This window comes from Enterobacter sp. Res13-Sevr-PEC09-46, from assembly GCF_015672585.1.
Taxonomy (GTDB): domain Bacteria; phylum Pseudomonadota; class Gammaproteobacteria; order Enterobacterales; family Enterobacteriaceae; genus Enterobacter; species Enterobacter hormaechei_C.
Genome location: NZ_JADABR010000020.1, coordinates 122,943 through 137,172, shown reverse-complemented (window position 1 = coordinate 137,172; position 14,230 = coordinate 122,943). Strand labels below are relative to the sequence as shown.

The 14,230-nt window shown below is 56.5% G+C and carries 13 protein-coding genes; 4 read left to right on the top strand and 9 right to left on the bottom strand.

Going from position 1 to position 14,230, the window contains the following annotated elements; all coding sequences use genetic code 11:
- Positions 1-91 precede the first annotated feature (91 nt).
- The gene (locus IMQ56_RS14275) at positions 92-1,258 is read left to right on the top strand and encodes a benzoate/H(+) symporter BenE family transporter (RefSeq protein ID WP_196063988.1); all 1,167 of its coding nucleotides are present in this window, start codon (positions 92-94) and stop codon (positions 1,256-1,258) included.
- Here IMQ56_RS14275 and IMQ56_RS14270 read toward each other — a convergent pair.
- Positions 1,238-2,110 carry an AraC family transcriptional regulator gene (locus IMQ56_RS14270; protein ID WP_006810606.1) on the bottom strand — a complete coding sequence of 291 codons (873 nt, stop codon included), beginning with the start codon at positions 2,108-2,110 and terminating at the stop codon, positions 1,238-1,240. The genes IMQ56_RS14275 and IMQ56_RS14270 overlap by 21 nt on opposite strands.
- Before the next feature lie 174 nt (positions 2,111-2,284).
- Between IMQ56_RS14270 and IMQ56_RS14265 the strand changes: the two genes are divergently transcribed.
- Complete coding sequence (locus tag IMQ56_RS14265; RefSeq protein ID WP_023303719.1) at positions 2,285-3,181, top strand: EamA family transporter; 897 nt, start codon at positions 2,285-2,287, stop codon at positions 3,179-3,181.
- 34 nt (positions 3,182-3,215) lie between these two features.
- Here the strand turns inward: IMQ56_RS14265 and IMQ56_RS14260 are convergent, their stop codons facing one another.
- Positions 3,216-3,890, bottom strand: a complete 675-nt coding sequence (locus tag IMQ56_RS14260) for a DUF3313 domain-containing protein (protein ID WP_003857221.1) — start codon at positions 3,888-3,890, stop codon at positions 3,216-3,218.
- 134 nt (positions 3,891-4,024) lie between these two features.
- Positions 4,025-5,620 (bottom strand): ABC transporter substrate-binding protein, encoded by a 1,596-nt coding sequence (locus IMQ56_RS14255; RefSeq protein WP_196063989.1) that lies wholly within the window; start codon positions 5,618-5,620, stop codon positions 4,025-4,027.
- Between the two features lie 111 nt (positions 5,621-5,731).
- Between IMQ56_RS14255 and pepT the strand changes: the two genes are divergently transcribed.
- Positions 5,732-6,961, top strand: a complete 1,230-nt coding sequence (pepT, locus tag IMQ56_RS14250; protein ID WP_196063990.1) for a peptidase T — start codon at positions 5,732-5,734, stop codon at positions 6,959-6,961.
- Here the strand turns inward: pepT and tehB are convergent.
- Together tehB and tehA are read right to left on the bottom strand one after the other, a co-directional pair.
- Positions 6,958-7,551, bottom strand: a complete 594-nt coding sequence (tehB, locus tag IMQ56_RS14245; RefSeq protein WP_048220065.1) for a tellurite resistance methyltransferase TehB — start codon at positions 7,549-7,551, stop codon at positions 6,958-6,960. The two genes, pepT and tehB, sit on opposite strands and share 4 nt — an antisense overlap.
- The gene (gene tehA / locus IMQ56_RS14240) at positions 7,551-8,546 is read right to left on the bottom strand and encodes a dicarboxylate transporter/tellurite-resistance protein TehA (RefSeq protein ID WP_023296595.1); all 996 of its coding nucleotides are present in this window, start codon (positions 8,544-8,546) and stop codon (positions 7,551-7,553) included. Before tehA ends, tehB begins: the two co-directional genes overlap by 1 nt.
- A 121-nt stretch (positions 8,547-8,667) precedes the next feature.
- On the opposite strand from tehA, the gene ydcK reads away from it, so the two are divergent.
- A complete protein-coding gene (ydcK, locus tag IMQ56_RS14235; protein ID WP_196063991.1) occupies positions 8,668-9,648 on the top strand; it encodes a YdcK family protein in 981 nt (326 codons plus the stop codon).
- Here the strand turns inward: ydcK and rimL are convergent.
- The 4 genes from rimL to IMQ56_RS14215 all read right to left on the bottom strand — a co-directional run bounded on the left by rimL (position 9,643) and on the right by IMQ56_RS14215 (position 14,127).
- A complete protein-coding gene (gene rimL, locus IMQ56_RS14230; protein ID WP_047050892.1) occupies positions 9,643-10,182 on the bottom strand; it encodes a 50S ribosomal protein L7/L12-serine acetyltransferase in 540 nt (179 codons plus the stop codon). The two genes, ydcK and rimL, sit on opposite strands and share 6 nt — an antisense overlap.
- Before the next feature lie 105 nt (positions 10,183-10,287).
- Positions 10,288-11,943, bottom strand: coding sequence for a glucan biosynthesis protein (locus IMQ56_RS14225; RefSeq protein WP_032619695.1), 1,656 nt, complete (start codon positions 11,941-11,943; stop codon positions 10,288-10,290).
- 230 nt (positions 11,944-12,173) lie between these two features.
- Entirely contained in the window at positions 12,174-12,947 is a 774-nt protein-coding gene (locus tag IMQ56_RS14220; RefSeq protein WP_003857237.1) for an ABC transporter substrate-binding protein, read from the bottom strand.
- A 10-nt stretch (positions 12,948-12,957) separates the two neighbouring features.
- Positions 12,958-14,127 carry a pyridoxal phosphate-dependent aminotransferase gene (locus IMQ56_RS14215; RefSeq protein ID WP_196063992.1) on the bottom strand — a complete coding sequence of 390 codons (1,170 nt, stop codon included), beginning with the start codon at positions 14,125-14,127 and terminating at the stop codon, positions 12,958-12,960.
- Between the last annotated feature and the right edge of the window lie 103 nt (positions 14,128-14,230).

Genomic DNA, 14,230 nt, shown 5'->3' with positions numbered 1-14,230 from the left:
GTTCCTCCCGTTGCGGCAAAGCATACCACTTGTACGCTATAGCGCACAGTGATACCTTATCCCGGACGTTATAACGCACAACGGAGTTTCCATGCGATCGACTGCCTCTCTCTTTCCTGCCGTGCTGGCCGGTTTTGTTGCCGTGCTGGTGGGCTATGCCAGCTCTGCCGCCATCATCTGGCAGGCGGCTGCGGCGGCTGGCGCCAGTACACAGCAAATCGCCGGATGGATGACCGCGCTGGGGCTCGGGATGGGGATCAGCACGCTGGCATTGTCGTGGTGGTATAAAGCCCCGGTGCTGGCCGCCTGGTCGACGCCCGGCGCGGCGCTGCTCGCCACCAGCCTGCATGGCGTGACGCTGGCGGAAACCATCGGGGTATTTATATTCGCGAATGCGCTGATTCTGCTGTGCGGCGTCACCGGCCTGTTTGCCCGGTTGATGAAACTGATCCCGCACTCGCTTGCCGCCGCTATGCTGGCGGGCGTGCTGTTACAGTTTGGCCTGAAGGCATTTAGCAATCTTGAGGGACATATTTTTCTTTGCGGCAGTATGCTGGCCGCCTGGCTGGTGGCCAAAGCCGTCGCGCCCCGCTACGCCATTGTCGCCACGCTGCTGGTGGGCGTGTTCGTGGCATGGGCTGGAGGTGACGTTGTCACGAACAGGATGACGTTGTCAGTCATCATGCCGGAATTCATTGCCCCTGCGTTCACCTTCACCAGCCTGATCAGTATCGGCTTACCCTTCTTCCTGGTGACCATGGCGTCGCAGAATGCGCCCGGCTTCGCCACCATGCAGGCATCGGGCTATCCGCTGGCGGTCTCACCGCTGATCGTTGCCACCGGCGGGCTGGCACTGCTGTTATCCCCCTTCGGCGTTTATTCTATATGCATCGCCGCCATCACTGCCGCCATTTGCCAGAGCCCGGACGCCCATCCGGATGCCAGTAAACGCTGGCTGGCCGCGGCGGCGGCAGGCGGGTTTTATCTGCTGGCGGGGGTGTTCGGCGGGTCGATTTCCGGTCTGATGGCCGCCCTGCCGCTGAGCGGCATCCAGACGCTGGCCGGGCTGGCCCTGCTCGGCACTATCAGCGGGAGTTTGTATCAGGCACTGAACCATGAAGCAGAACGCGACGCGGCGATCGTTACCTTCCTGATGACCGCCAGCGGCGTCACGCTCCTGGGAATTGGCTCCGCCTTCTGGGGGCTGGTGCTGGGGGGGATCTGTTACGCCGTCTTCTCACGCCTTCGCCGCGCGTAGCTGTGACGGCGTGATGCCGGTCATGCTGCGAAAACGGTTACTGAAATGGCTGGCGGAGTTAAATCCGCAGGCCAGCGCGATGTCGGTGAGCGGCGTGGTCGTGTGCTGTACCAGCGCTTTGGCCTTCTCCATGCGGCGCTGCATAACGTACTGATGCGGCGCCAGCCCCATCGACTGGCGGAACATCCGCGCAAAGTGATACTCACTGAGTGCGGCCTGGCCCGCCAGTTCCGCCAGGGTTAAGGGTTGTGCAAGGTTTTCCTCGATAAAGGCCAGCACGTTGCGCAGTACAAACGGTGATAACCCGCCGGTCACTACCGGCAGCTTCCACTGTACGCTGGAATAGTGCTGGACCAAATGCGTCAGCAATAAGGTCGACGCGGTGCTCAGGGTGAGCTGATTGGCGTTTTGCTGCCAGTCGCAGCCGAGCAAAAACTGGCGATAAAGGGCGGTGATTTTCGGATCGCTGCCGAAGATTTTTTCCTCCAGCGTCAGCGATAGCGGTCGTTTATCCCAGATTTTCTCCCCCACGTCCCGCAGGTGTTCATCGGTGCAGTAGAGGTGCACAAACGACAGGTCGTCACGAATATCCCACGTGGATTCGCTCTCTTCCGGCATCAGACAAAAACGGTCCGGCCCGCCGCCATTTTTCCAGCCACCCGGCGTTTTTTGATAGCTTTCATAGCCATCCGCCACGTACAGGCTAAGGGTGTGATGGTTGCTTTTCACCGTGATCGTGTCGTGCTTGTTGTACCACGCCGCCAGTTGAATGCCAGTATTGAGCGCGACGGTTTCCCGCAGCACTGCATTTTGTTGGCGTAACGTTTCAAAGGTGTCGTAAACGAGAGACATGGCCGTAAACAGGTGATTAATCAGACTGTCAGTCTAAGAAGTGTTGCAGCCTGTTACCAGCCATTGTGCGAGAAAAAAGCGCAAGAATTTGCAAGTCCGGCGCAAGGCGATGAAAGCCGGCCCCCCCTTCTTTCGCCACACTGTCGTTTTTCGCGGTATGAGAAGAGAGACACCATGAACGCATTACTCTATGGGCTGGTCGTTGTTATCTGGGGCACGACCTGGATCGCCATTTTTTTACAACAGGGGCCGGTTGCAGCGCCGGTCTCCATTTTCTGGCGCTTCGCCGTGGCCAGCGCCACGATGATGATCGTCCTGGTCGCCCTTCGCCGTCTGCGCAGGCTGGCGCTGCGGGATCATCTCTACTGCATGCTTCAGGGCTGCTGCGTTTTCTGTTTCAACTTCTGGTGCTTTTACACCGCCGCCGCCCATATCAATACCGGCCTTGAGTCGGTGATTTTCTCGATGGCCGTGCTGTATAACGCCATCAACAGCTTTATCTTCTTCGGCCAGCGCCCACCCGCACGCTTCTGGACGGCGGCAGCGCTGGGGCTTATCGGGATCATTACCCTTTTCTGGAACGATCTGCTCGCCAGCGGCTGGAGCGCGTCGTTGCTTACGGGCATCGGGCTTTCCGCCCTCGGCACCTACGGCTTCTCGCTGGGGAATATGATCAGCATGCGTCATCAGCGAAACGGGCTGGAAACTATGACCACCAACGCCTGGGCGATGCTTTACGGCACCGTCGTGATGGGCCTTATCGCGCTCTTCAGGGGCGATAGCTTTATGCCGGAATGGACGGTGAGCTATATGGGGGCGCTGCTCTATCTTGCGCTGTTTGGCTCGGTGATTGCCTTCGGCGCCTACTTTACGCTGGTAGGCCGCATTGGTCCCGGTAAAGCCGCGTACAGCACCCTGCTGTTCCCGCTGGTGGCGCTCTCGATTTCAACGGTGTACGAGGGTTACGTGTGGCATCTCAACGGGATCGTCGGCCTGCTGTTGATACTGGGCGGGAATATGGTGATGTTTACGAAGCCAGAAACCTGGTTCCGCCGCCTGCGGACGGCATAAAAAAACGGCCTGCGAAAATGCAGGCCATTTTTTATTAATTTGCTGTCTGATGAACATCAAACATGGTGGCATCCGTCGCCATATCATCCACAACCTGCTTCAGGGTGCCGAAGCCCATTGGCGTATTCTCGTTCGCCAGCTCTTTCCCTTCACCCTTACGAACAACCTTAATCACTGGTTTGTTCGTGGCCGCATCGATTAACTCACCTTCGAAGAACAGATGCGTATCCATGGTACGATGGCCCGTTGCCATCTGCGTACCCGCAACCAGCAGCGCCACAGGCACCACTTCATAGAACTGCAAACCTTCTTTGTCTGAGCTCACACCCGTGATGGCGCCGCGGAAGATCAGGCTATGTTTGCCCGGCGTCGTCACAATCGGCTTACGCTGGCCAATCGCGGTTTTCAGTTTGGTATTGGTATAATTCAACAGCTCATCAAGCGTTTTTTGCCCAAGCTGAGTGGTCGGTTTTGGCGTCGGATAATAGGTTATCGGCGTCCAGATAATGCTGTCGTAATTCGCCTCATTATAGGACGGGTCAACCCAACGCAGGGTTGGCTTCCCGGTTGCAGATTTCATCTCCTGCAAGCCGGAGTAATCTTTTAAAAAGCCTGAATATTGATCGGGGGCTGCGACTTTTGACGCACAGCCGGAAAGGGCCAACAGACCAGAAAGCACTGCAACTTTAAAAAAAGTGTGAGTACGCATGATGGTATTCCATGTTATCTGCAAGTATGCACTTGAAGTTATAACAAAAAACCGGGCGATGTGTTGTGGCAAAAAATGACGAAGGCAGCACAAATAGCGAAAAAACTGCCCGAACGAAACCGGGCAGTGAAAAATTACTCCTTAAGGTCCACTTGCCAGAACAGGTGCTTGCCGAAGGGATCGATTTCATAGCCCGTGACCTCTTTACGGACTGGCTCAAAAATCGTCGAGTGGGCAATCATTACCGCCGGCATTTGATCGTGCATCATCTGCTGCGCCTGCTTGTACAGCGCCACGCGTTTTTCGCGATCGGTTATCGATTTAGCTTCGGCAATCAGGTTATCAAACGACTTATAGCACCATTTGGCCGAGTTCGACCCGCCGTTGGCGGACGTACAGGTAAACAGCGGGCCGAAGAAGTTATCCGGATCGCCCGTCGCCGTTGTCCAGCCCATCAGTGCGGCCTGATGCTCCCCGCCCTTCACGCGCTTCAGGTATTCGCCCCATTCGTAGGTCACGATTTTGGTCTGCACGCCCACTTTCGCCCAGTCCGCCTGGATCATCTCCGCCATACGCTTCGCGTTCGGGTTATACGGCCGCTGCACGGGCATGGCCCATAGATCGATGCTTACGCCGTTGGCAAATCCCGCCTCCTTTAACAGCGCTTTCGCTTTTTCTGGATCGTAATCGTAGTCTTTCAGCTCGCTGTCGGCACTCCAGACGCCAGGCGGCAGCAGGTTTTTCGCCGCCGTGCCGGTGCCGTGGAAGACCGCCTCAATGATGGCGGGTTTGTTAATCGCCATCGCCAGCGCCTGACGCACTTTTACGTTATCCAGCGGCGGCTTTTGCGTGTTAAACGCCAGGAAACCGGTATTCAGCCCAGCCTTGCTCATCAGGTTGATGTCTTTGTTAGCCCTCATACGCGGCAGGTCCGCCGGGTTCGGGAACGGCATCACCTGGCACTCATTCTTCTCGACTTTGGCAAAACGTACCGAGGCGTCCGGCGTGATGGTGAACACCAGACGATCCAGCTTCGATTTTCCCTGCCAGTAGTCCGGGAAAGCGGTAAAGAGGATGCGGGAATCCTTCTGGTATTGCGCCAGCTTAAACGGCCCGGTGCCAATCGGCTGCATATCGACCTTTTCTGGCGTGCCCGCTTTCAGCATGGCATCGGCATACTCCGCCGACAGGATGGAGGCAAAGTACCACGCCAGATCAGCGACAAACGGCGCTTCCGGGTGCGCCAGGGTGAAGCGCACGGTGTGGTCGTCAACTTTATCAATGGCGGTAATCAGGCTGCCGAACTCCAGACTTTCGAAGTTGGAATAACTGCCGTTGGAGACGTTATGGTAGGGATGATTCACATCCTTCTGGCGCATAAACGAGAAAATCACGTCATCCGCGTTGAAGTCGCGCGTCGGCGTGAACAGCTTATTACTGTGGAATTTCACCCCTTTGCGCAGGTGGAAGGTGTAGACCTTGCCATCCTCGCTTACCTCCCAGCTTTCCGCCAGGCTCGGCACCAGTTCGGTAGTGCCCGGTTTGAAATCGACCAGACGGTTATAAACCGGTACGGCGCTGGCGTCCACGCTGGTCCCCGACGTATAGAGCTGAGGATTGAAATTTTCCGGCGATCCTTCAGAGCAATACACCAGCGTTTTTGCCGCGACGGTGGAACTGACCGTCAGCGCAGCAAGCGCCAGCGTTATCATTGTGAATGTGCTTTTCATCATTTATTCCTGTCTTTTTAATTCGACGGCTAATTACTTCTTTTGCCATTTCATAAATAACATTAAAGTGATGGCGCAAACACATGAAAAATAAATACAGAAGGAAACACTATGGGCTCAGAACTCTCCAGACAATTAACCCAACGCTTTTTCCGCTATCTCGCCATCACCAGCCAGAGCGACCCGAAAGTCAAAACCCTGCCCTCCACCCCGGGCCAACACGACATGGCGCGGGAGCTGGCGAAGGAGCTGGAAACGCTGGGGTTAGACGATATTGTGATTGATGAGTTCGCCACCGTTACCGCCGTGAAAAAAGGCAATGTTCCCGGCGCGCCGCGGATTGGTTTTATTACCCATATCGACACCGTCGACGTCGGTTTATCCCCGGATATTCATCCACAAATATTAACGTTTACGGGGGATGATCTCTGTCTGAATAAAGAGAAAGATATTTGGCTGCGCGTAAAAGAGCACCCGGAAATTCTGGCTTATCCTGATGAGGAGATTATTTTCAGCGACGGAACCAGCGTATTAGGCGCAGATAATAAAGCGGCCGTCACCGTGGTCATGACGGTGCTGGAAAACCTCACCGCTGAACATAAGCATGGCGATATTGTGGTGGCGTTTGTGCCCGATGAAGAGATTGGCCTGTGCGGGGCGAAAGCGCTGGATTTGAAGCGCTTCGACGTCGATTTTGCCTGGACCATCGACTGCTGCGAGCTGGGGGAAATTGTATACGAGAACTTTAACGCGGCGGCGGCTGAAATTCGCTTTACCGGCGTCACGGCTCACCCGATGTCCGCCAAAGGGGTGCTGGTCAATCCGCTGCTGATGGCAACGGATTTCATCAGCCATTTCGATCGCCAGCAAACCCCGGAATGCACCGAGGGGCGCGAAGGTTATATCTGGTTTAACGGCATCCTGGCCGGGCAGAACGAAGCAATACTGAAAGCCAATATCCGTGATTTTGACAAAGACGGCTTTGCCGCCCGCAAGCAGCACATTGCCGATGTGGCGGCGCAAATAGCCGCGCAGCATCCCACGGCAAACGTGGAATACCGCATTGAGGATACCTACAGCAATATCAGCAACGCGATTGGCGAAGACCGCCGCGCGATCGACCTGATGTTCGAGGCGATGGAATCGCTCGGCATCACCCCAAGACCGATCCCCATGCGCGGTGGCACGGATGGGGCGGCCCTGTCAGCTAAAGGCCTGCTCACCCCGAACTTCTTCACCGGCGCCCATAACTTCCACTCGAAGTTTGAGTTTTTACCGCTGTCGTCGTTCGAGGCCTCCTGTCGCACTGCCCTGCAACTCTGTCTGCTGGCGGCGCGTTAAGCGGGCTTGCGTGCGAGCAGGGTGGCGAAGCGCAGCTTGATTCGGTTCCCGTTGGCATCGGTACGGTGGAGTTCCCCCACCTCTTCGTTGTACTTGATCAGCTCCCAGCCTTCGTAGTAGTTGCTCAGTTCGCCGGTTTTGAAGGCAAACGGGAAGCCGACGGTGCACGGATAATCCTCCGTATCCATGGCGGCAACGATCAGGTTATAGCCGCCTGGTTTAGTGCAACGCTGCATATTGGCGATAAGACCAGGGATGGTTTTCGCTTCGAGGAACATCAACACGACGGTGGAAAGAATAAAGTCATATTCGCCGTCAAAGGTCAGGTTGTTCAGATCCTTAATCGCCGTTTGCAGATTCGCGATCCCTTCCGCCGCCTTAATGCGCTCGATGTTATCGATGCTCATCGGGTTTTTATCCCACGCCGTCACGTCATAGCCATTGGCAGCGAGGTAGAGGCTGTTGCGGCCATTTCCGCACCCGAGATCGAGCGTTTTTCCCGGCTTAACAATGTCCGCGCTGAGCAGCACCTCTGAGTGCGTGCGGGTCAGCCCATATTTCTCAGTAAAGTAGTTTTCATCGACAGTCATTATTTTTCCTCAGATTGCATAAGCAGTGCCTTATCAGCGCGCACCAGAAGTTTGCCCTGCATCAGCAAGATAAAAGTACGGACCAGCAGCATCGCGATGATGACGTTGGTGAAAATAAACAGGGGAACCGCGAGGGCATGAAAGAACCCTGACGGACTGCTCTGCCCAAGATGTAAACCGGTGGTCGCCAGCGCCGACACCCCGAACGAGAAGCTCCAGAACGACGCGTTAAACGGCTGCGACAGATACCACGGCATCAGACGCAGCATAAACAGGAGTTGCAACAGACCATAGCCGAAAAGCATTTTGGCGAAGGTATCCGCTTCGCCGCCATTGACGCTAAACCAGGCGCTACAGGCTACCAGGGCAGGCGCAAGCTGGATCCCGAGCGAGGTACGAAGGGCAGCGGGCAGTTCGCCCGCGCTGCGCAGGCGTTGCAAAATGACCGGCTCCAGGCTCAGCCAGGAAAAGACCCCGGCACCAAGGAACACCAGCCCCGCGTCGTGGAAGCCTAGCGCACCGCAGGCCATCGCGCTGATAAAATTGTTCGCTACCGTCGGCAGATACAGTCCCGGCGTCGTGGCTTCTTCCGGATGCTTGCCGCGCCACAGCCCGGCGCTTTGCCAGGCGGCATACGCAAGCTGGATCACCACGCCCACGCTAAACAACCCCAGCGCCAGCGGGCGATACCACGGCACAAAGCCGATGGCCACCAGCAGCGTTGTGGCAGGAAACAGGCTGACAAAACTGCTCATTACCGGATGCCGCATCTCGGCCAGCACGCTATGTGGAAACCGTACCGCACGGGTAAGAAACGCCACGCTCAGAAGGAACCAGATCCCCACCGCCAGCGCCACCAGGATCTCGCCCGGCCAGCGCGTCACCGGCCAGATGGTGCCGGCGTAACGCCAGGCGAACCCCATGCCTATGGTCCCGAGGACCATACCGAAATACCCGGCGGGCAAGTTAAGAACACGTTGGTTTTGGTTATGCATTTTTTTTAAAGTTTAAAATGTATTTTAAATGCCATTTTAAGGGGTTTCCTGAGCGGACGCCAGCACTTCGAAAAACCTAAACTTTGCTACGTTTATTGAAAGGCTTTTCAGGGATAACACGATGACAAAATATCGGCTCAGCAATGAAACGCGTCTCTGGCGCTGGCAGGACGGATCAACGCCGTGCACAACGTCTCTCAAACAAATTATTGCCGTGAAGGATTTTAACGATGTGACCCGCGGGACTAAAGGCGGTTGGGTTGAGGATGAACACGCGCTCGCCCAGGACGGGGGTTGCTGGATTTACGATGAAAACAGCGTGGTGTTTGCCGGGGCCAGGATATCCGGTAACGCCCGCCTCACCCAACCCTGCATCGTCAGCCACCGCGCACACGTGGGCGGCAACGGCTGGCTTGACGCGGCAGAGGTGAGTCACGGGGCGGTAATAAGTGACAACGTCACCATTCAGCACTCCACCGTACGCGGGGAATGCCGTATCGCGGGTGACGCGCGGGTGCTGCATAACAGCCTGGTGATTGCAGCCAAAGGGCTGACACCCGACCGTGAGCAGATCCTGCAAATTTATGACCGAGCCACGGTCAGCCAGTCGCGTATTGTGCATCAGGCGCAAATCTACGGTGATGCCATGGTGACCTGGGCCTTTGTTGAGCACCGCGCCGAGGTGTTCGATCGCGCCATTCTTGAGGGCAACGCGCTGAATAACGTCTGGGTGTGTGACTGCGCCAAGGTGTACGGCAACGCCCGTATGCTGGCCGGTCTGGAGGATGATGCCATCCCGACCGTGCGGTACAGTTCACAGGTCGCGGAAAACGCTCTCGTTGAAGGCAACTGCGTCATTAAACACCACGTATTAATAGGCGGCGAGGCGTGGTTACGCGGCGGGCCGATTCTGATTGATGACAAGGTGGTCATTCAGGGGCGGGCGCGTATCAGCGGCGATGTCCTGATTGAGCATCAGGTGGAAATAACGGACGATGCGGTTATCGAGGCGCTGGAGGGTGACAGCATTCACGTCCGGGGAGCCAAAGTGATCAACGGCGACACGCGGATCACCCGGACGCCGCTGCTGGGAGCGCTATAGCGGGAAGATTCTGGCGTACAGGTTCACGTCATCGTAGCGACCGTTGAGCATTTCCGCTTCCCGCAAACAACCTTCGAGCGTGAAACCGTTGCGCTGCGCCACCCGGTTACTGCTCTGGTTATCCACGCGACACTTGATCACAAAGCGGCGGATCTCGCCGCGCTCAACGTAATAGCGCATAAACGCCTGGAGCGCCTGAGAAAGTATTCCCTGCCCCTGATGCGCTTCGTCGAGCCAGTAGCCAATGTACCCGGCCTTATTCGCAGGCTCGATCGCGTTGAAGGACAGCACGCCCACCAGCTCGTCATTCATAAAAATCAGGAACATTTTGGCGTAACCGCGCTGGTGCAGCATCTGGTTGCTCTGCACGTTACGGCGCGTGTCCTCTTCGCTGCCGACATGCTGCGCCCAGTCGAAGGCGCTTTGCAGCCAGGTTTTGTTTTTGATTACGAGGTTATGCAGATCGGTGGTATAGCGCTCTTCGACGGCGCGAAGCTCGATTTCCTGTGTTACGGGGATGATTTCTGAAGACATGGTGCCTCTTAATTGCCGGGTGGCGCTAACGCTTACCCGGCCTACAAATGCGTCCAGAGCAGGCCGGGTAAGGCGAAGCCGCCACCCGGCACAAACCCATAAGGACTAGCGCATGATCCGGTCGTCAACGTAGTTACGTTTGTCCGGCGCGGGCGGGAAGTACTGGTACAGCCAGGTCTCGCTGATGGCATCGCCCTGACAGCGCAGGAACAGGCGCATATCCACCGGCTCGGTGGAGTCAGAGGTTGGATACCAGTCAAACAGAATGCGATACCCGTCGAACGGCTCGACGTAGAGGATCTCCACCTGCTTCGCTTCACCGCTGGACAGGGTGATCACCGGCTCAATGCCCTTCGGTGCGGCGGCCTTCAGATCGCCCCCGACGAAATCAATGGCAAAGCGACGGGCCCACACTTTCGGGTAATTTTCACCCGGCGCCCAGCCCTCCGGGAAGCCGCCCATACCGGTACGGGTGGCGTAGACGTTTGCCAGCGGGGAACGCACCGGCGGCTGTGCGCTCCAGTAGAGACGGTATTTGAAGTCCAGCTCATCACCCGCCTGCACCGGTTTCTCTGGCTGCCAGAAGCAGACCACGTTGTCGAGCGTCTCGCCGGTTGTCGGGATCTCCATCAGGGCAATGGAACCTTTCCCCCAGTTGTTGCGCGGCTCGACCCACAGGCTTGGTCGCTTGTTATACCAGCCCATGACGTCCTGGTAATGGGAGAAGTCACGGTCAAGCTGCAACAAACCAAAGCCTTTCGGGTTTTTATCCAGGTAGGCGTTAAATTGCAGCTTTTGCGGGTTGTTCAGCGGTCGGCAGATCCACTCCCCGTTACCGCGCCACATCGCCAGGCGGTCTGAATCATGGATCTGCGGATGAATGGTGTCGCACATGCGGCGTTCGTTGTTGCCGCAGCTAAACATGCTGGTCATTGGCGCGATGCCGAGCTGCTTGATGTCTTTGCGCGCATAGAGATGGTTTTCGACGTCCATGATCACCTGGCTCTTCTCGCAGTGGATCACAAACTTATAGGCACCGGTAATGCTCGGGCTGTCCAGCAGCGCATAGACGGTAAAGGTGGTATCACCTGGCTTCACGGTTTCAAACCAGAAGGAGGTGAAATCAGGGAACTCTTCCGGGGTGTCGGTAAAGGTATCCACCGCCAGACCACGCGCGGAGAGGCCGTACTGGTAGGTATCATCCACCGCCCGGAAGTAGCTTGCGCCCAGGAACGAAACGATATCGCGTCGCGCCAGCTCCGGCGCTTTAAAGACGCGGAATCCGGCGAAGCCGAGGTCGCTCTGCCCTTCAAGCTGGCGGGTATCCACGCCCGTATCGCCGTAGCTGAACAGCTCAGGCCGGAAGTGGATCTCACGCGCCTGAGAGGTGGTTTGATCCAGCGAGAACATGCGCACGCGGCGGCGGAATCCCATCCCCATATGGAAGAACTGGGCGTCCAGCTGACGGCCTTCAATGTTATTCCACAGCGACTGCTTCTCATCGTAACGGATGGCGTTGTACGCCTGCGGCGTCATGGTGGCCAGCGTTTCCGGCAGCGGACGCGGCGCACCGCCCCACGGGGTTTTCGCCAGATCGTGCGCCATGGATTGCAGAACAGAGAAGTCAAAGCGACGGCTCTGACCGTCGGCAATGTCGGAGTCAGCAGCATACGCCGCCTGGGAAAAAAGAGAAGCAAGGCCAGAAGTGCCGCTCAGGGCAGCCATTGCCAGGGAACCTTTGAGAAAACGTCTGCGATTCATGCCTGAGAAAACGTCCTTATGGTCGTGTGAATGAGTTTCGCGCGCAGCGAAATGACGGCAAGAAAGAACGCACAGCCTAAACAAAAACGGTTAAGAATCCAATTGTTGGCGGGTGATTATCTGAACAAACCGAGAAATATTTTCTGTCGACCAGAACGGCCTGAAAAAGGGGTAAAGTTATGTATAAAAATGTCCCGGCTGGACATCAACAGCCGGGACCAACGAGGCGGTTATTTTACGCTGACATCGATACCCGGGAAGTACTTATCAGCCAGTTTAGCGATCGTGCCGTCGGCACGTACTTTATCAATTGCGGCATCAAGCTGCTTTTTGGTGGCCTCATCCCCCTTACGCAGCCCAAAGCCGATCCCACTGCCGAGGATGGTGTCGTCCGACACCGGTTTGCCGATAAAGCCAAACCCTTTACCCTGCGGCTTACTGAGGAAACCTGCCTGCCCGGCCGCTGACATGACCAGCGAGGCATCGATGCGGCCATTCAGCAGATCTCCCCAGGCCATATTCTGATCTTTATAAGACACCACGGTGACACCGTGCTTTTCCCAGTGCTCTTTGGCGTAAGTTTCCTGAATGGAACCCTGAAGAACGCCGATGGTTTTGCCCTTAAGCCCCTCGGGGGTAGCCTCTACCGCAGAACCGGCTTTGCCCACCAGCTGGGAGGGAATACGATAGATGGGCTGGGTAAAATCAATGCTCTTGCGACGCTGTTCGGTGATGTTCATCGCCGAGTTTATGGCGTCGAACTTCTTCGCCACCAGACCGGGGATCAGCGCATCAAACGAGGTTTCAACCCAGCTGCACTTCAGCGCGGCGGCTTTACAGATGGCATTCCCCAGCTCTACGTCAAACCCTTCCAGCTCGCCTGATGCATTGCGGCTTTCAAACGGCGGATATTCCGCTTCCAGCCCGTATCGCAACTCGGTAGCGGCAAACGACGAGAATGAACACAGCAGTCCCATGCCGACAACTAACGCGCGTAATTTCATCTCAAATTCCTTAACGTGGTGTAACCCGACAAAGGGCCTGGGCACCTGCCCGTAACGTCGCCTCATCCTTCGCAAAAGAGAGACGGATTAACTTATTGTCCGTGCCATCGGCATAAAACGCCGACAGCGGAATGGTGGCAACACCGTACTCGACAATCAGCCTTTTCACCATCTCGCTGTCGCGCTCGTCGCTAAAGCCGCTGTAATCCGCCAGCAGGAAGAACGAACCGGCACTTGGTAGCAGCCTGAACGGTGAGTCGGCGAGCAAACTTTGCAGCAGATCGCGCTTGCGCTGATAAAACGCCGCCAGCGACAGCCAGGTTTGCGGATCGGTCATGTGTTCGGCAAACGCGTACTGCATCGGCGTATCGGCCGAGAACATTAAAAATTGATGGACCTTACATATCTCATCCATCAGCTCCGCGGGCGCCACACAATAACCCACACGCCAGCCGGTGACGTGATAGGTTTTTCCGAAAGAAGAAATAATCACGCTGCGCTCCGCCAGCTGCGGGTGCGTCGCCATTCCGTGGTGCGGTTCGCCATCAAAAACGACGTGCTCATACACTTCGTCAGACAAAATGATGATGTCGGTGTGGCGCGTCAGCGCTGCCAGCTGGTGCAGATCGGCGGCTGAAAACACCTGTCCGCTCGGGTTGTGCGGCGTATTGACGATGATCATCCGCGTGCGCGGGGTAATGGCCGCCCGTACTTCATCCCAGTTCACGGCAAAATCCGGTACCGTCAGCTTAATGGCGATCGGCGTCGCCCCTTGCAGACGGACAATCGGCGCATAGCTGTCAAAGGAGGGCTCGAAATAGATCACCTCATCACCAGGATGAACCAGCCCGCTGATGGCTGAGTAAAGCCCTTCGCTGGCGCTGGCGGTCACCAGCACCTCACTCGCCGGGTCATAGCGCGTGCCATAGAGCGTGGCAATTTTGTCCGCAATGCGCTCCCTGAGCGGTTGCAGCCCGGTCATGGAGGCGTACTGGTTATGCCCTGCCTCCATGGCGCGGGTCACGCCGGAAATAAGTTTTGGGTCGCAGGAAAAATTCGGCGCACCCTGAGAAAGGTTGATGGCGTTATGCCGTGCTGAAAGCTGGCCGATAACGGTAAAAATGGTGGTTCCTACATCGGGCAATTTGGATCGTGTCTGCACCGGCGTTTTCAAAGTCATCCTCTGTCCCTTCTCGTGGTGAATGCATAACTATTCAAACAACAACTTCATTGCCGGGACAATCGAATTGTTGTCATAATAGCCATGACAAAAACGCATAGCT